The sequence below is a fragment of the Sphingosinicella xenopeptidilytica genome (genome assembly GCF_042676985.1).
GTDB lineage: Bacteria > Pseudomonadota > Alphaproteobacteria > Sphingomonadales > Sphingomonadaceae > Sphingosinicella > Sphingosinicella xenopeptidilytica.
In genome coordinates this window covers 615310-632576 of the sequence record NZ_JBHTIK010000005.1, presented here as the reverse complement: position 1 = coordinate 632576, position 17267 = coordinate 615310, and the positions used below count along the sequence as shown (strand labels likewise).

The 17267-nt window shown below is 65.4% G+C and carries 17 protein-coding genes; 5 read left to right on the top strand and 12 right to left on the bottom strand.

Annotation, left to right across the window (positions count from 1 at the left end; translation table 11 throughout):
- Positions 1–20 precede the first annotated feature (20 nt).
- The gene (locus tag ACFQ00_RS10850; RefSeq protein ID WP_381490246.1) at positions 21–2237 is read left to right on the top strand and encodes a TonB-dependent receptor; all 2217 of its coding nucleotides are present in this window, start codon (positions 21–23) and stop codon (positions 2235–2237) included.
- Positions 2238–2347: 110 nt separating this feature from the next.
- A complete protein-coding gene (locus ACFQ00_RS10845) occupies positions 2348–3817 on the top strand; it encodes a serine hydrolase domain-containing protein (RefSeq protein ID WP_381490244.1) in 1470 nt (489 codons plus the stop codon).
- 132 nt (positions 3818–3949) lie between these two features.
- Here ACFQ00_RS10845 and ACFQ00_RS10840 read toward each other — a convergent pair whose 3' ends face one another.
- A complete protein-coding gene (locus tag ACFQ00_RS10840; protein ID WP_381490242.1) occupies positions 3950–6097 on the bottom strand; it encodes a TonB-dependent receptor in 2148 nt (715 codons plus the stop codon).
- A 202-nt stretch (positions 6098–6299) separates the two neighbouring features.
- Between ACFQ00_RS10840 and ACFQ00_RS10835 the strand changes: the two genes are divergently transcribed.
- Positions 6300–7313 (top strand): DUF1611 domain-containing protein, encoded by a 1014-nt coding sequence (locus ACFQ00_RS10835; protein ID WP_381490239.1) that lies wholly within the window; start codon positions 6300–6302, stop codon positions 7311–7313.
- On the opposite strand, the gene ACFQ00_RS10830 is transcribed toward ACFQ00_RS10835, so the two are convergent.
- The 3 genes from ACFQ00_RS10830 to soxR all read right to left on the bottom strand — a co-directional run bounded on the left by ACFQ00_RS10830 (position 7303) and on the right by soxR (position 9785).
- Positions 7303–8859: an acyl-CoA carboxylase subunit beta gene (locus ACFQ00_RS10830; protein WP_381490237.1), complete on the bottom strand. Its 1557-nt coding sequence runs from the start codon at positions 8857–8859 to the stop codon at positions 7303–7305. The two genes, ACFQ00_RS10835 and ACFQ00_RS10830, sit on opposite strands and share 11 nt — an antisense overlap.
- A gap of 88 nt (positions 8860–8947) precedes the next feature.
- Positions 8948–9253 (bottom strand): plasmid stabilization protein, encoded by a 306-nt coding sequence (locus ACFQ00_RS10825; RefSeq protein WP_381490235.1) that lies wholly within the window; start codon positions 9251–9253, stop codon positions 8948–8950.
- Positions 9254–9323: 70 nt separating this feature from the next.
- Positions 9324–9785 carry a redox-sensitive transcriptional activator SoxR gene (soxR, locus tag ACFQ00_RS10820; RefSeq protein ID WP_381490232.1) on the bottom strand — a complete coding sequence of 154 codons (462 nt, stop codon included), beginning with the start codon at positions 9783–9785 and terminating at the stop codon, positions 9324–9326.
- A 100-nt stretch (positions 9786–9885) separates the two neighbouring features.
- Here soxR and ACFQ00_RS10815 point away from each other — a divergent pair, with 100 nt between their 5' ends.
- The gene (locus ACFQ00_RS10815; protein ID WP_381490229.1) at positions 9886–10266 is read left to right on the top strand and encodes a VOC family protein; all 381 of its coding nucleotides are present in this window, start codon (positions 9886–9888) and stop codon (positions 10264–10266) included.
- Positions 10267–10269: 3 nt separating this feature from the next.
- Here the strand turns inward: ACFQ00_RS10815 and ACFQ00_RS10810 are convergent, their stop codons facing one another.
- Together ACFQ00_RS10810 and ACFQ00_RS10805 are read right to left on the bottom strand one after the other, a co-directional pair.
- Positions 10270–11010, bottom strand: a complete 741-nt coding sequence (locus tag ACFQ00_RS10810; RefSeq protein WP_381490227.1) for a phosphocholine cytidylyltransferase family protein — start codon at positions 11008–11010, stop codon at positions 10270–10272.
- A gap of 46 nt (positions 11011–11056) precedes the next feature.
- A complete protein-coding gene (locus tag ACFQ00_RS10805; RefSeq protein ID WP_381490224.1) occupies positions 11057–11860 on the bottom strand; it encodes an NTP transferase domain-containing protein in 804 nt (267 codons plus the stop codon).
- Between the two features lie 143 nt (positions 11861–12003).
- On the opposite strand from ACFQ00_RS10805, the gene ACFQ00_RS10800 reads away from it, so the two are divergent.
- The gene (locus ACFQ00_RS10800; protein WP_381490221.1) at positions 12004–12564 is read left to right on the top strand and encodes a hypothetical protein; all 561 of its coding nucleotides are present in this window, start codon (positions 12004–12006) and stop codon (positions 12562–12564) included.
- On the opposite strand, the gene ACFQ00_RS10795 is transcribed toward ACFQ00_RS10800, so the two are convergent.
- The 6 genes from ACFQ00_RS10795 to ACFQ00_RS10770 are packed head-to-tail and all read right to left on the bottom strand — an operon-like array spanning position 12540 to position 17209.
- Positions 12540–13250 (bottom strand): N-acetylmuramoyl-L-alanine amidase, encoded by a 711-nt coding sequence (locus tag ACFQ00_RS10795; RefSeq protein ID WP_381490218.1) that lies wholly within the window; start codon positions 13248–13250, stop codon positions 12540–12542. The two genes, ACFQ00_RS10800 and ACFQ00_RS10795, sit on opposite strands and share 25 nt — an antisense overlap.
- Positions 13226–14128, bottom strand: coding sequence for a DMT family transporter (locus ACFQ00_RS10790; protein WP_381490215.1), 903 nt, complete (start codon positions 14126–14128; stop codon positions 13226–13228). Before ACFQ00_RS10790 ends, ACFQ00_RS10795 begins: the two co-directional genes overlap by 25 nt.
- Positions 14125–14832 carry a TerB family tellurite resistance protein gene (locus ACFQ00_RS10785; protein WP_381490213.1) on the bottom strand — a complete coding sequence of 236 codons (708 nt, stop codon included), beginning with the start codon at positions 14830–14832 and terminating at the stop codon, positions 14125–14127. Before ACFQ00_RS10785 ends, ACFQ00_RS10790 begins: the two co-directional genes overlap by 4 nt.
- A gap of 42 nt (positions 14833–14874) precedes the next feature.
- A complete protein-coding gene (locus tag ACFQ00_RS10780) occupies positions 14875–15726 on the bottom strand; it encodes a CheR family methyltransferase (RefSeq protein ID WP_381490211.1) in 852 nt (283 codons plus the stop codon).
- Positions 15723–16823, bottom strand: a complete 1101-nt coding sequence (gene cheB / locus ACFQ00_RS10775; protein ID WP_381490208.1) for a chemotaxis-specific protein-glutamate methyltransferase CheB — start codon at positions 16821–16823, stop codon at positions 15723–15725. The genes ACFQ00_RS10780 and cheB overlap by 4 nt, the downstream gene beginning before the upstream one ends.
- 20 nt (positions 16824–16843) lie before the next feature.
- Positions 16844–17209: a response regulator gene (locus ACFQ00_RS10770; protein ID WP_374598400.1), complete on the bottom strand. Its 366-nt coding sequence runs from the start codon at positions 17207–17209 to the stop codon at positions 16844–16846.
- Positions 17210–17267 lie beyond the last annotated feature (58 nt).

Here is a 17267-nt window from a genome sequence, read left to right as displayed (position 1 = left end):
AGAACAAAAGGGGGAATAGAATGTCGAAATCGGTAAATCTCGTCCACTGCCGACCCGCGCGGTACCTCATGCAATCGGCTGCGGCGCTTGCGCTGCTCTCGCCCGTACCGGCGCTGGCGCAGGCGGACGCCTACGGCATCGAAATCATCACCGTCACTGCCCAAAAGCGCACGGAAAGCGTGCAGGACGTGCCAATCGCGATCACCGCATATTCCGAAGCGGGCCTCGCCGCGCGCGGCATCGATGGCCTCGCCGACCTCGCGCTGAACACGCCGAGCCTCGGCTTCGGTAATTATTCCGACCTCAAACTCTCGCCCATCGCGATGCGCGGCATTTCCGCGAGTTCGGGCTCGGCGGGACAGGACCCGGCCGTCGGCGTCTATGTCGACGAGGTGTTCATGGGTGGCGGTGTCGGCGCCAACATCGACATGGTCGATGTCGAGCGCGTCGAGGTGCTGCGCGGCCCGCAGGGCACGCTCTTCGGCCGCAACACCGTGGGCGGTGTGATCAGCATCACCACCAAGAAGCCAACGGATGAATTCGAAGGCTACGTGATCGGTGGCTACGGCGATTACGACGCCATCAACCTGCGCGGCGCCGTCAGCGGCCCCCTCATCGAAGACAAGCTCCTCGCCCGCATCTCCGCGCAATACGAAGACCGCGACGGCTTCACGCGCAACGAGATCGACGGCACGCGCGGCGACGATTCGCACACGTGGAACCTGCGCGGCCAGCTGTTGATGCGTCCCACCGAGAACGCCGAGTTCATCCTCACCGGCGAGTATCGCAAGGTGAACCAGCGCTCCAAATATTTCGAAACGCTGGCCTACGACACCGATCAGCTGCTCCCCCAGCTCCTCGAAATGTTCGAACTCCCGCTCAACACCGATCCCTTCGATCGCCGCGTCTATTCGGACCTCGCGACGAAGGAAACGCTGAAGGCGTGGGCGGTTTCCCTCAACGCGAACATCGATTTCGGCGGCGTCGATTTCACCAGCATCACCTCGTACCGCGAACACGAATACGACAACATCGGCGACACCGACATGTCGCCGCTGCGCTGGCTCTACGACGGCGACCCTGAAAACGTCTGGCGGTTCAGCCAGGAGCTGCGCCTCTCTTCGAAGGGCGACACCGCGCTCAGCTGGATCGCCGGCCTCTATTATTTCCATCAGACCAGCCGCAATTTGAGCTTCGTCCGGCTCGGCGAGGATCTTGCAGAACTGCTTGAAGTGCCCGCGATGGACATCGGCTCCGACGCGGACATGAAGCTCGACAGCTACGCGGCTTACGCAAGTCTTTCCTACAAGATCACCGATCAGCTCGAAACGACGCTCGGCGGCCGCTTCACCTACGAGAAGAAGTCGATCCTCTATTCGCAGTTCGATCCGCTGGCGCTCCTTGGCGGGCAGGTCGACGGCCTGCGCGGCAAGGACAACTGGAAGGCCTTCACGCCCAGCTTCAACATCCGCTATCACTTCAACCCGTCGGCGATGGCCTATGCGACCGTCAGCCGCGGCTTCAAGAGCGGCGGCTTCAACGATGCGCTCGGTGACGCGAACGGCATCAGCTACGATCCCGAATATATCTGGAACTACGAGATCGGCGCCAAGATGAGCCTTCTCGAAAACCGCCTACGCGTGAACGTGGCGGCTTTCGCGATGGAATGGACGGACATCCAGATCTCGTCGGATGATCCCAACACTCTCCCCTTCGATCCGCGCACCAGCAACGCCGGCAAGGCGCACTCGCGCGGCGTCGAGCTGGAAGTCACGGCCGTGCCGCTCCCCGCGCTCGAACTCGGCTTCAATCTCGCGCTCACCGATGCCGCTTACGACGAGGGCACGGTGCCCACGGCGCCAGGCAGCCCGGAAATTCCGCTCGCCGACCTGCCGCGCGCACCGGAGACCCGCTTCGGCCTGAACGCGCAGTATACCGTAGCGCTCGGCGACCTGTCGCTCACGCTGCGCGGAGACTATCTCTACGAGCGCGGCACGGATCTGCTGCCGATCAAGGACCCCGCCGGAACAGTTGGCACCGTCGGCCTCCTCAACGGCCGCATCACGCTCGCCGGCGAAGAGGATCGCTGGTCGATCGCGCTGTGGGGCAAGAATCTCACCGACAAGACCTACAAGACCCGCCTGTTCGATCTCTCGAACCAGACGCTTGTGGGGCAGCAGCTCATCGTGCTCGGCGCGCCGCGCACGTTCGGCGTGGAGGCGCGATTCAACTTCTAGGATCACGCCCGCAAATCGTGCCATCATCGGGGGGACGCCGCGACGGGACCGCGGCGGCTCGACGATGGTGGCACCAACATGAAAGGACCATCTGAGTGAAGGAAGGTGTTATGCGCGAACGCATCTGTTCATCGAAGGCCCCGCGCGCCGAAGGCTGGCGCAAGGGCGTGCTCCCGCTTCTGGTCAGTGTCGCACTGCTCGGCACCGATGCCTTGCATTCGGAGGTGAAGGCGGAGGCGCTCTCGCCCGAAACCGCGTCGCGGATCGATGCGATCATCGCGAACCGCATGGAAGCGGCCCCCTTCCCCGGGCTCGCCATTGCGATCGAGCGCAAGGGTGAACTCGTTTACGCGAAGGGCTTCGGCAAGGCCGATCTGGAGCAGGACGTGCCGGTCACGGTGGACACGGTCTTCCCGATCGGATCGATCACGAAATCCTTCACCGGCCTTGCGCTGGCGCAGCTTGCCGTGGATGGCAAGGTCTCGCTGGACGAGACTGCGGGCCATTATCTTCCCGATCTGCCGGAGCCCGCGCGCAGCGTGAAGGTCCGCAATCTGCTCGATCACACGGGCGGCATCGTGAACTATACGGATCAGCCCGAATTCCCCTACAATGCGCGGAAGGAATATACGCGCGAGGAGATGCTCGGCTACTTCGCGAGCAAGCCGCTGATGTTCAAGCCGGGAACGGCATGGAGCTATTCGAACTCCGGCACCTTCCTCATCGGCCTCATCATCGAGAAGGTCTCCGGCGTGACGTACGACGAATATGTCCGCACGCACATCCTCGAACCGTTCGGTATGTCGAAGTCGCTGTACACGGACTGGACACGCCTCGTGCCGCACCGTGCGCACGGCTACAAGAAGGGCAAGAACGGCTGGCAGAATGCGCTGCAGTATGATCCGACCGTTCCCTTCGCGGCGGGCGCGATCATGTCGACGGTCGGCGATCTGCTGAAATACCGCCGCGGCGTCTTCGCGTCGGACAAGACCAGCCAGGAGGTGCGCGATCTCATCCTGAAGCGCGACAAGCTCGCGGACGGCACCGAGCTCATGTATACGCTCGGCTGCCTCGTCACCACGAACTTCGAAGGCCACCGCAAGATCTCCCACGCGGGCGACATCTACGGTTTCTCGGCGTACTACGCTTATTATCCCGACGACGACGTGGTCATCACCATCACCACCAACAATCAGGGCGGCGCGTTTCCGCCACTCAGCGTCGAACAGAAGATCGCGCGCGAGGTGCTTGGCGTGCCGCAGCCGGTCGTCAGATCATTGCCGGTTCCGGCAGACCTCGGCACGCGCGTTTCGGGCGACTATTATTTCGCGCCCTACCGCTTCGGGCCGGAGGTACACGGCTTCTCCTTCAAGGATGGCCAGCTCTACCTGAATTTCGGCGGAACCAAGTCGGGCGGCCCGGCGCTGCCGCTGCTCTATCAGGGCGCGGGCCGCTTCGTCTCTGTTGTCGACGACGAACACAACGTCGTGTTCAAACCGGGCAAGCGCGGCAAACCCAGCACGCTGACGATGCAGTATTATGGCGGCACGTTCAGCGCGCAGCAGACCGCTGCGAAGTAATTACGCAGAACACAAAAAGAGAGGCCGGGGAAGCAATTCTCCGGCCTCTCTTTTTCATCCTGGTGTTTCGCTCCAGGCGGCAATTCCCGTTCGAGATGGAAGCGCCCGCGCCTCCATCTCGAACGGTCGACTTCAGAACTTGAAGCGGGCCTCGACACCATATGTGCGCGGCGTGGCGAGCGATTGCACGGCCTGCCCGCCGATGATCACGCCATCGTCGCGGTAGAGCGCATAGTCCTTGTTCGTGAGGTTGCGGCCCCACAGGAACAGCGACCAGCCCTGTTCGCTGCCGATCCCGATGCGCCCGTTGAGTACCGTCACATCGCCTTGCGAATAACCGTTGTCCGGCCCGAAGAATATCCGGCTGCGATGCGTCAGGTCGCCGCGCAGCGTCAACGAAAGCGTGTCGGTCAGCGGCGCCTCGTACTGCGCACCCACGCTGATGTTGTGCTTCGGCGCCTTCACCATCGTGTTGCCGGTGAAGTCATCGCCGCCCGGCGTGGCACCTTCATAGTCGAGGAACTTCGCATCGAGATAGCTGTAGTTCACGGTAACATCGAAGCCGTTCACAGGCCGCGCGGTCAGCTCGAGTTCAACACCCTTGCTGCGCGCGCGCGCCGCGTTCGAGGTCTGGAACTGCGGAAGGCCACCCACCAGCTCCAGCTGGTTCACCTGCAAATCCTTGTAACGCAGATAGTAGGCCGATGCGTTGAACCGCAGGCGGTTGTCGAGCAGGTCGGATTTCAGGCCGATCTCGTAGCTCGTCACGAATTCGGGTTCATACTCGGCATCGTCCGTGAGCGTCACCGAAAACACGTTGTAACCGCCGGATTTGAAGCCGCGGCTGACAGTCGCGTAGGTCAGAACCTTGTCGTTCCACTTGTAATTGAGGCTCAGCGACGGAGAAAAGTCGTCCTCCGATCGGCCGAAGCGGCGTTCCGGCATCGTCGCCAGCAGCAATCCGAACGGATCGCCGATCTGGCTGTGGATGACGTCCTTCTTCTCCCACGTATAGCGCAGCCCGGCGGTAATGCTGAACTGGTCCGTCACGCGATAGACCGCCTGGCCGAACCCGGCGATGCTTTCAGACTTCACGGTCGCAAGGATGTTTCCGGTCACCGCCTCGGGATAGATACCGAGGTCGGTGCCGATCACTGCGGCGGAATTCGTCGCAAGTCGCTGGTGGAAATAATAGACGCCGAACACGTACGTCAGCGGGCCGCTGTCGGACGAGGCGAAGCGAAGTTCCTGGCTGAACTGGTTCTGGTCCTCGCTGATGCCCGAAGCGAGCAGATCGAGCGCCGTGTAATCATTGTCTGCGAGGTTGTACCACTGGAACTCGCGGTAAGCGGTGATGCTCGTCAGCTTGCCGTCGCCGAGCGACCAGTTGATTTCACCCGAGGCGCCGAACGTGTCGCGGGTCTGGACCGTGTCCCGGTTCTGCACCACCTGACGGTCCCAACCACTTGCATCAGCAAGGGGCGTTCCGGTGAGATCGCCGTTGTCGGTGATGTCGAGGGCGCCGGAATTTGTCCGGTCGCGGGAGGCGTCGACACGCACGACGAGTTCGAAGTCGTCGTTCTCGCTGTAAACTGCGGTCAGGCGGCCCGAAAGCGAATCGACATCGTCGAGATCGGTGCCGGTCAGCAGGTTCTTCACCAGCCCGTCGCGGCGGTCGATGCCGCCCGAAACGCCAACATAGAACTTGCCCGGAACCACCGGTCCGCTGACCGATGCGCTCGCCCGGATCGCGTCATAGTTGCCGTAGCTCGCGCTGATGTCGCCGCGCAGTTCGTCGCCCGGCTTGCGCGTAATGAAGTTGATCGCGCCCGCGATCGTGTTCTTGCCGTAAAGTGTGCCCTGCGGCCCGCGCAGCACCTCGATGCGCTCAAGATCGTAGAGGCTGTTGTTGATCGTTGTCGGGCGGCCCATGTAGACGCCGTCCACGTAGACGCCGACGCCCTGATCGACGCCGGGGTTGTTCGTTTCCGAAACGATGCCGCGAATCGAGATCGACGTTCCACGCAGCTCGCGCATGTCGATGTAGACGCTGGGCAACGAGGTCGCGAAATCCTCGATACGGCCGATACCCTGGTCCTTGATGGCGTCGGCGGAGAACGCCGAAATAGAGATCGGCACGTCCTGAATCGATTCCGCGCGCTTCTGCGCGGTCACGATGATTTCTTCCAGTTCAGCCGTTTGCGCCACCGCGGATGCGGCGATACCGGCACTGCCGACGCAAACCGCCGAACACAAAAGCGTGCGCTTTAAAACATGCATCTTGTTTCCCCTTTTTGTCCCATGCGCCAATTCGGCCCACTTTTCCCATCGCCAAGCTCCGCCGTACGCCTATTGCGGGCGCCGTCGGTACGATCAGGATCATTCTCTATTTTGAAATTGAATTCAAGTTGATTATTGTCCGATGAGGATCATCGTTTCCAAAAGACCAAAGAACCAACCGCTGAAGGATACTGGACAGCCCATGGTAGACCTGCCGTCACCCTATCTCCTCTTTCTGGGTGACACCCGGAGCGAGGCCTATGCCAAGACCGCTTTCGGCCTGCGCGACTGGGCGCCGGACGCGGTGATCGGCGAATATGCCATGCCGGAAGCCACGGTGAGCCTGGGCCTCGAAAGCCTCACGCCCGCTGTCGCCGCGTCGCGCGGCGCGCGTGCGCTGCTTATCGGCATCGCTCCGGTTGGCGGTGCCATCCCCGCACACTGGCTGCCCGAACTCATCGCGGCCCTGGAAGCCGGGCTCGACATCATCGCCGGCCTCCACCAGCGGCTCGCCGACATCCCGGAGCTGGCCGCGACAGCGCAGCGCCTCGGCCGCACACTGTTCGATATCCGCCATCCCACCGTCAGCTTCAGCACGGGAACGGGGCTGCCCCGCTCCGGCAAGCGGCTCCTCACCGTCGGCACGGACTGCGCGCTCGGCAAGAAATACACCGCGCTTGCCATCGCAAAGCGGTGGCGCGCGCTCGGCGGCAATGCGGATTTCCGCGCGACAGGGCAGACCGGCATCATGATCGCCGGGCACGGCGTCGCCATCGATGCCGTCGTCGCCGATTTCATCGCGGGCGCCTCCGAATGGCTGAGCCCGGCGAACGCCGCCGATCACTGGGACATCATCGAAGGCCAGGGCTCGCTCTATCACCCGGCCTTCGCGGGCGTCACGCTCGGCCTCCTGCACGGCGCGCAGCCCGATCTGTTCGTGCTCTGCCACGATCCGACGCGCAGCACGATCTACGGCTACCCACACGTTCCGATGCCCGATCTCGCCGACGCGATCGCACTCTACGAACAGCTCGGGCGGCTGACGAACCCGGCCATCGCCTGCGCCGGGATCAGCATCAACAGTTCGAAAATGAGCGATCCCGAGCGGGAGGACTGGATGGCGCGCACCTCGGACCGGCTCGGCCTCCCCGTCGCCGATCCGCTGCGCGACGGCGTCGATGCGTTCATTCAGAAGATGCAGCCGCTCAGGGCATGACCCCGTGCCGCAGCGCCGGCTGCGCCGGTGCCGTCCGCCGCGCCAGCGTCTGATCCAGAACCCGGATCAGGCGCGGCCGCGTCTCGCGCGGGTCGATCACGTCGTCGATGTTGAGCTTCGAGGCGGCGTGGAACGGCCCGGCGCAGCGCGCATAGTTCGCCGTCAGGTCGCGGATCAGCGCCTGCGGGTCGTCCGCCGCCTCGATCTCCTTCGCGTGCGCGGCCAGCACCGATCCGCCCGGCGGCAGCGAGCCAAAATCGGCGGTCGGCCACGCGAGGATCATCGCCTGCTCGGCCTCCGCGCCGCCCATCGCCACCGCCCCGAACCCGAACGCCTTGCGGATGACGACGGTGATGCGCGGCACCGCCGACCACGCAATCGCGTAGCTGAGCGCAAGCCCCGCGCGCAGCGTTCCCTCCTGCTCCGCCTTCGGCCCCGGCATCACGCCCGGCACGTCCTGCAGGAAGACGATGGGAATGTGATACGCCGAGCACAGGTCCACGAAATGCCGCGCCTTGTTCGCCGCCTGCGCGGTGATCGCGCCTGCCGAAACCATCGGCTGGTTCGCGATGATCCCCACCGAATGGCCGCCGAGCCGGGCAAGCCCGGTCACGATCATGCGCGCGAAGTCGGGCTTGATCTCGAAGAAGCTGTCCCGGTCGACAATGCTGTTGATCAGCTCTTTCACATCGTACGGCAGCCGCGGGTTTTCGGGGATGAGGCTCACCAGCCGCTCGTCCATCCGGTCGGCCGGGTCGTCGCAGGCCGCCCGCTCGGGATATTCGTAGGCATTGCGCGGAAAGTAGGAAAGAAACCGCTGCGCCATCGCGATCGCCGCCTCCTCGGTCGCCGCGGCATTGTCGGCAACTCCCGAGATCCGGCAATGCACGCCCGCCCCGCCGAGCTCCTCGGGCGTCACGCTCTGCCCGGTCGCAGACTTCACCACCGGCGGCCCCGCAGCGGCAAGCATCGCGGTGCCCTCCACCATGATGATGAACTCGGCAAGACTGCTGAGCAGCGCCGAATCCCCCGCGCTCGGCCCCATCACAATCGCGACCTGCGGCGCGATACCAGAAAGCCGCGCGAGCGTGATGAGGTGCGAGGCCTCTGGCAGCCCTTCCCCGACCATTTCCTGCGCGCGTGCCCCCGCGCCGTCCTGCAGCCAGATGATCGGCATCCGCTCCCGCAACGCGATGTCCGCGATACGATGTTTCTTCCGCCCATGATGCAGCCCGTACGTGCCGCCGTGCACGGTGAAATCCTCGGCCGCGACGCACACCGGCCGCCCGTCGATCGTCCCCGTCCCGATGATCACACCGTCCGCGGGCGTCACCTCGTCCACGGTCTGCGCATAGCCGATCGGGCTCGCGTGCGAGGCAAGCTGGCCGTATTCGAGAAAGCTCTCGGCATCGAGCAGCATCGCGATCCGCTCGCGCGCCGTGCCTTTGCCGCGATCCCGCTGCCGGCGGATCTTGTCGTCCCCGCCCATCGCGAGCGCCCGCGCGCGCCGCGCCCGCAGTTCCTCGATCGCTTCCGCCATGCCCATAGTCGTTGCTCCGTAATGACGACGACGGGCTCAACACCGATTTAACTTAAATTCAAGTTCTATTATTGAGAGGAAGCGGGGCGCAATCTCAGCTGTTCCCGCGCCGACGCCGGGTTTCCCAGCCCTTTTTCGCCGCCGCCGATCGGGCCGCGGCACTGCGCGCGGCCGACGCCGCGCCGCCCTTGCGACCGCCCTTCCGCGCGGATGCATGGCTCTCCGGCTTGCCGCGCCCGGAGCCAGATTTGTTGCCGCCGCCCGAGTCCTTGTTCACCGTCGCCCACGCGCGGCGCTCCGCCTCGTCATGGCTGACGCCGCGCTCCTCATAGCCCTCCTCGATATGTCGGGCCTTGCGCTTCTGCTTGTCGGTGTAGCTGCTCTTGTCGCCGCGGGGCATCGCGCCTCTCCTGCTGCATACCCCCTTCACCGCCCCAACGCCGCCCGGCGCCATTGGTTCAACGCATCCGTCAATCCGCGAAATCCTCGGCACGATCACCCATCAGGAACCTTGGCCCCGTCCCCGCCCGCGCCGCCCGGTCACCCGGATTGTAGAGCGCGCAACGCTGCAGCGAGAGACACCCGCACCCGATGCAGCCGTCGAGCAGATCGCGCGTACGCTCAAGCATGGCGATCCGCGCGTCGAGCGCCTTGCGCATCCGGCGGCTGATCCGCGTCCAGTCCGCCTGCGTCGGCACGCGGCCGTCCGGCAGCGTCGCGAGTTCCGCCTCGATCTCCGTCAGCGTCAGCCCCAGCCGCTGCGCGATCAGCGCGAACGAAAGCCGCCTTATGTCGGAGCGCAGAAAGCGGCGCTGGTTGCCCCCGGTGCGGATCGGGCTCACCAGCCCCCGCTCCTCGTAAAAGCGGATCGCCGACACGCTGAGCCCCGTGCGCCGGGCGAGTTCGCCGATGGTGAGTGTCGTTTGCGTCATGCCCAAAACCTCGAAAAATCGCGCTTGACCTCAAGTTAACTTGAGGTTGTACGACTCGCAAGGACCGGCGCCATCGGGCGCCCGAACCCTGGAGAAAATCATGCGTTTTCCGAGAATTGAGCACGTGAACGTCACTGTCACCGACCCCGAACGGACCGCGCGCCTGATGCAGGCCCTGTTCGACTGGAAGATCCGCTGGCAAGGCCCTGCACGCGACGGCGGACGCACGATCCACGTCGGTTCAGACGATCACTATATCGCGCTCTATACCGGCGCGGACGCCACATACACCGACGAGGATTTCCGAAAAGGCCGCCCGCTCAACCACATCGGCGTCGAGGTCGACGATCTGGACGAGACCGAAGCGCGCGTGTTCGCGGCGGGCCTCGTACCGTTCAGTCACGACGACTACGAACCCGGCCGCCGCTTCTATGTCTTCGATCCTGACGGCATCGAATACGAAATTGTCAGCTACAGCTAAGCGTCAGCGCCAGCCGGCGGTCAGCGTCTGCCCAACCTCGACATCCTCGGGAAAATCCACCTCGCCCCACTCCAGCCCCTCGATCGAGGTGACGAGCACGGTCGAGGCCGGGTCGGCGGCGATGTGGTGGATCGCGCGCAGATACCAGCTTCGCGTGCCTTCGGGCGAGTGCATCATACGCTCCACCTCGGCACGGAAGCGCGCGCCGCCCTCCGCATTGAAGCGCAGGAAGCCGATCGATTCAGCGTTGCTTTCTTCCGCCGTCAGCCGCTTGCCGATGTCGAACAGCCGCTCGCCTTCGCGGCGCACCTTCATGTCGTCGAGGTCGTATTCGTCCTTCACGTCGACCGTGATGCGGATCGGTGCATCGGGCGCGGCAAGCACGCGGTCCACAATCTCGCGCGAGATGAGCGTGTCGCCGTTCAGGATCACGAACGGCTCATCCATCAGTTCGCGCGCCAGCCATACCGATCCGAGATTGTCCGCGACCTGATAGAAGGGGTTGAACAGCGTCCGCACCGCGACGCGCTCGTCATTCCGGCGCGCGATAGCCGCGTCCACCATGTCCGAATTGAAGCCGACCACGACGGTGATGTCGTCGATGCCGCCCGCGATCAGCATGTCGAGCTGCCAGTCGAGCAGCGTGCGTCCCGAAAATTCGATCAGGCACTTGGGCCGGTCGGCGGTCAGCGGCAGCAGGCGCGAGCCCTGCCCTGCACTCAGGATGATGGCGCGTTTGGTCATTTTGCGCGCCTAAACCGGAAATGTGGCAGGATGTGGAATGGTCGTTTCAGCCGCGCGCGGCAAGGATCGCGCTCGCGATTTCATGATCCTGCACCTTGTCGACATCGATGCAGGCTTCCGGCCTGTCGAGCAGCACCGGCGCCGCCGTCACGCCGAGCCGCGCCCCCGCCCTTGCCAACGCGCCCTCCACGCGCAAGGCGCGCAGCAGATAGCCGAGCAGAAGCACAGGCCCGAATGCACCCGCGATGGCGCGCACCTTTTTCCGCTCGCTTTCCACGCGCTGCCAGAAACGCACCGCCGAGAGCGCCGCAGGCCGCGCGAGGAAGAAAAGGTTCGCGCCGGAATAGGCGCCACCCCGGAACTTGAGCCACGTCCGCCGCGCGTCCGGATAGGCACGCGCGAACACCTCGCGCGGCACGAGCCCCACCGCCACGTCGGTGCCCCCCGCCCGCGCCCCGGCGATGAAGCCGGTCAGCGTCTCGGCATCCAGAAGCACGTTGTCCGCCGTCGTCACGAGGAATGGCCAGCCGTCAGGATGGGCTTCAAGCGCGGCGGCCACGGCGGCGCTCACCGAATTCCCGCCCGCCAGCACACCGATCCGCGCGTCCGTCACCATCCATGCCGTGCCGGGATGCGCAAGCAGCCGTTCGGGCGCCTGCGCGAGCACCACCGTCCGTGCGATGTCCGGGTGCGCTGCGAGAACGCGCGCCACGCGGGAGAGCATCGGCTCCCCAACAACGGCGATCAGCGCCTTGTCCTCCACGCCGAAATGCGCGGCAAGCGGGTCCGTACCCGGCCGCCTGCCGGCGACGAGGAGCGCTGTAACCTGCGCCTTGTGCTCCGTTTCCAACCCGCCCGTCCTTGTCGCAAAAGCGCAACACAGCATCCTCGAAGCCGCCTATGACCAATTGCGGGCGAAGTCCATGCTTGGCGCGGGCTCCGGTTTGGGAGACAAGATCACGCCAAGGGGGCGTATGTTCGAGGAAACCGTACATGCGTCGTTTCACTGTACCTGCGCTGCTTGTCGTGCCGCTTATCGCTCTCCCCGCCGCCGCGCAGACCGCACCGGGCGAGAAGGACAAGCCCACCACGAGCCGCGCTCTCGACGCGGCGACGCAGCCCGTCGAAGACGTCAATCTGAAGAAAGACGAGATTCCGCAGGATCTGCTCGATATCCTCGAAGATCCCTATTCGCTGAAGGGCATCCGCAAATGCGCCGAGGTGCGCGCTGCGGTGGAAAAACTCGATGCCGTGCTCGGCCCTGATCTCGATGTCGAAATCGCCGAGGACAAGGGCAAGAAGCGTGCGGACACCGTCCTGCGCCTTTCGGGCAATTTCCTTTCCAACCTGATCCTGCCGTTCCGCGGCATCGTGCGCGAGATTTCAGGCAGTGCGGAAAACCAGAGGCGTTACAAGGCCGCGATCGTCACCGGCGTCGCGCGGCGCAGTTTCCTCAAGGGTTATGGCGCATCGAAAGGCTGCAAACCGCCCGCCGCGCCGCTGCCGCTCAGCGCCGAAAAAGCGGCAGCTCAGGCGAGCCGAAGTTCGTCCTGAGGGGTGGTAAGCAAAAGCCCTAGCAGGATCGCACGCGTCTCGCCGTCCACCACGCCGTCGATATTGGAAGGCCGGAACCGACGCTGGAATGCGACGATCGCAGCCGGGCCGTCGCTCACATCGTAACCGTAGCGTTCGAGCGCGAGCACCATGCCCGCCTCCGTCCAGTGCGGGTCGGCGATTGCGCCCGGAACCGCCGTCGCCAGCCCAAGGCGGGCGAGGCGCGGCCAGTCGAAAAGCTCGCCGGGGTCAGCCTTGCGCGCGGGCGCGATATCGCTGTGGCCGACGACGTTGCCGGGCCGGATGCCGTGCCGCTTCACGATTTCCGCCAGAAGCGGGATCAGCGCGTCCATTTGCGCCTCCGGGAACGGCCGGTAGCCGAATTCGTGGCCGGGATTGACGATCTCGATGCCGATGCTCGCCGAATTCACGTCGCTGATGCCGCGCCAGAACGATTTGCCCGCGTGCCACGCGCGCCGCTCCTCATCGACGAGACAGAGCACGTTGCCATCCTCGGCGATCATGTAGTGCGCCGAAACCTTGGCTTCCGCGTCGGTCAGGCGTTGCAGCGCCGCCGTCGCGGACTGCATCCCCGTATAGTGCAGCACCACCATCGAAACGGGCAGCGTCCGCGCATCGTGGTTTGGCGAAGGGCAATCGATCATCGCTTCACCTCGCGCGCCCATTCCTTCACCAGCCCCTCATCCGTCTTCTGCGTCGCGCTCCGCCATGTCACCACGGCGACGCCCACAAAGGTGATGAGCGCCCCGACCACGAACTCGAAGCTGACCGGCGTATCATACACCATGATCGCGATGATCACCGCGATCAGCGGTGTCGGCAAGGTGAGCGGCGCCATCACTGTTACCGGATAACGCTGCAGCAGCCAGCTCATCCCGGCATGGCCGACAATCGACGAGCCGACCGCCGCATAAATCAGCCAGCCCCACACGTGTGCGTCCGCGTCCGCGGCGCGGGCAATCCCACCGGGTTCGAACCAGAGCGCGGCGGCGAGCAGGAGCGGCACGCTCACGAACGCGAGCCATGCGTGAATGGTCAGCGGGTTCACGCCCTGCAGGCGTCGGAACAGCATCGAGCCGACCGCCCACATGAACGAGGCGAGGATGGTGAGGCTCACGCCGAGCCGCTCATCCCATATCGCCGGGTCGAAACCCATGATGACGATGCCGACAAACGAGGCGGCGGTGCCGACGATGCGGATCCAGCGGATCGTCTCACCGAGGAAGATCACCGCAAGGATCAGGCTGAACGGCACGCCGAGCTGCCCTGCGATCGAGAGCGCCGCGACATTCTCCGTAAGCGCGAAGCTGAGACCGCCGAGCCCCATGAAGACCGCGCCCGATACGACGCCCGCGATCACGATATCGCGCATCCGGCCCTTCACGAGGCGAAGCCACGGTAGCATCACCAGCAGCACGATCGCGTAGCGCAGGAACACGCCCGTCATCGGGCCGAGCGCGTCGATGATCTCCTTCACTGCGACCACGTTCATCGCCCAAAGCAGGTCGATGAACAGGATGAAGGCAAGGTGCGCGGGCTTCATGACGACATGATCGTCCGGTACGCCGCGTTGATCTCCGCCATGCGCAGGTCGGCGACGCGGATGAACTCGGCAGGCGTCCCTTCCGCATAGTGCCGGTCGGGGTGGTGCCGTTTCACGAGCGCAAGGTAGGCGCTGCGCACCGTCTCCCGGTCCGCGCCCGGCGCGACACCGAGCACGACATAGGGATCGTCCGGGTCCGGCGCGACGTAGCGCGTCCTGATCCGCGCGAAATCCGCGTCGGTGATCGCAAACTCGCGGCGCACGCGGTCGACGTACTCAAGCTCCTCGCGCGTCACCCCGTCGGCAACCGCGATCATCAGCAGCGCCTCGACGAGGTCTTCGAGCACGGGCGATCCGGTGCCGATGATGCTGCGCACCTGCCGCGCATAGCTCTCGAACCCGTCGGTCGAACGCTTGGCGAGGTTGTAGAAGCGCTCGGCATTCTCGCGCTCGGCCGCTTCCACCTGGAACAGCCGCTCGAACACCGCGAATTCGTCCGCCGAGGCATAGCCGTCGGCGCGCGCCATCTTGGCGGAAAGCGCGATCGCGGCGATCGTGAAGGCGACCTGCGCGCGCTCGCCGCGCCCCAGCCGCGCCGCGCCCACGTCGATCGCGTGCCCGGCGGCAAGGCCCGCGAGCGCACCCAGCGGGCCACCGATGGCGAGGCCGACAGCGGTTCCCAGAATCTTGCCCCAGATCGACATGCGCCGCTCTCTAGACGCAGTTGGAGCCGGATGGAACCGCGATCAGACCGCGCGCGCGAAGGTCGGCGGCTGGAGTCCCGCGGGCAAGTAGAGCCCCCGGTTCTGCCAGTCCGGCGCGAAGGCGTCGCTCACGCCGAGCACGGTTTCGGCCGCGCCCAGGACAAGTCGACCATCGGGGCTCAGCTGCCGGTGGATGCGCGCGAGAACCTCCTGCTTGCAGGTGTGCGCAAGGTACATGAGCACGTTGCGGCACAGGATGATGTCGAACGGCGCGCCCAGCGACCAGGGGCCGAGCAGGTTGAGCGGCTGGAAGCGCACCTTGGCGCGGATTTCCGGGCTCAGCGCCCAGTGTTCGCCGGCTTTCTCGAAGTGCGCCATCAGGCGGTGGATGCTGAGGCCGCGCTGCACCTCGAACTGCGAATAGAGCCCGCTCCGCGCCCGCGTGATCGCGCGGCGGGAGATATCGGTGCCGACGATGTCGATCGTCCAACCCTCCCAGCTTTCGCGATCCTCCGCGAACAGCATCGCCACCGAATAGGGTTCCTGCCCGGTCGATGCCGCCGCGCTCCAGATGCGGATGCGGCGCGAAGCCGCCCGCGCGGCGCGCAGCTGCGGCAGGATGCGTTCCTTCAGCAGATCGAACGGCTGGATATCCCGGAAGAAGAACGTCTCGTTGTTCAGCATCGCCTCGACGAGATCGGTTGCGAGCGCCTCCCCGATGCCGTCACGGGCGAGGCGCTGCAGGAACTCGGAGACGTTCACGAAGCCGTGCACGCGCGCCAGCGGCCCCAGCCGCGATTCGACGAGATAGGTCTTCGTCCGCGCCAGCTCGATGCCCGCACGCACGCGAAGCAGCGACGAGAGACAGTCGAAACCGGCGTCGGGCGCCGTCATCGTCCCGCCTCCAGCAGACAGCCGATCGCCGAGGCGAGCCCGCTCACAGGCAGCATTTCGGCGGCAAGGCCTGCCTTCACCACCGCGCCCGGCATTCCCCAGACGACCGAGCTCGCTTGATCCTGCGCGAGCATGGTACCGCCCGCCGCAACCACCGCGCGCGCGCCGTCGAGACCGTCCGATCCCATGCCGGTCAGCATCACGCCAAGCGTCGCGGCGCCCCACACGCCCGCCGCCGTGCGCAGCATCGGATTGACCGAGGGGCGGCAGAAATTTTCAGGCGCAGCGTCCGTCAGACGCAGCCTCACGACACCGCCAACGCGCACCACCTCCATGTGCCGCCCGCCCGGCGCCACGTAGACGACGCCCGGCTGCACGGCCATCCGGTCCGCCGCCTCGAACGCCTGTATGCCGCCGCGCCGCGCCATGTGCTCGGCAAGGATCGCGGTGAAGGTCGGCGGCATGTGCTGCGTCACGATGATGGGCACGCGCACGGGCTTGGGCAGCTGCTCGATCAGCTCGAACAGGGCATTGGGCCCACCCGTCGAGGCGCCGATCGCGATCGCGCGCGGAAGGGCGCGCGAAGGCTCGGCCCGCGCATAGGGCGCCGGTGCGCTGGCGGGCACGCGACGCGGCGCTGCCTGCGGCCGTTCGATCTCGCCAAGCGCGCGAACCTTGCGCACGAACTCGTCGCGGAATTCGGGGCCAGCGGCGGTCGCCCACCCGCTACGCGGCTTCGCGATGGCGTCGGTCGCGCCGAGGTTCAGCGCCTCGAACGTCACGCGCGCGCCACGCGTCGTCAGCGTGGAGGCCATGAGGATGCGCGCGCCGGGCGCGGCCTCCACGAGCCGTGGCAGCGCCGCGATCCCGTCCATCCCGGGCATCTCGACATCGAGCACGATCACGTCGACCGGATGCGCCTTTGCCGCCGCGATGGCGTCGGCGCCGTTCGCGGCGGTGGCGACCACCCGAATGGCGGGATCGTCGTGGAGCCACTGCGCCATCAGCGCGCGGCTGACGCCCGAATCGTCGACGAGAAGCACGCGCACCGAAGGCGAGGCCGATATTGGTGCGGTTGGAGCGGACGCCCTGTTCATGGCTCGGAGGCCCCGAGCGCCTAAAGCGCGCCGACCTGTGCGAGCTTGGCTTCGATCACATCCCGGTCGAACGGCTTCATGATATATTCGTCCGCGCCCGCGTCGATGGCGGCGCGGATGTGCGCCATGTCGTTTTCGGTGGTGCAGAAGACGACCACGGGCCGCTTACCTTCCTGTTCGGAGCGCAGCACCGAAAGAAACTCCATCCCGCTCATCACGGGCATGTTCCAGTCGAGCAGGATCACGTCCGGCATCGCCTGACGGCACTGTTCGAGCGCATCGCGCCCGTCCGCCGCTTCCTCGGTCGCAAAGCTGAGATCCTCAAGGATGCGTCGCGCAACCTTGCGGATGACCTTGGAGTCGTCGACGATGAGACACGATTTCATCACAGGCTCTCGCACGGAGGGTTACGCCAATTGTTTCATGCCGTGAAAATCTTGCATT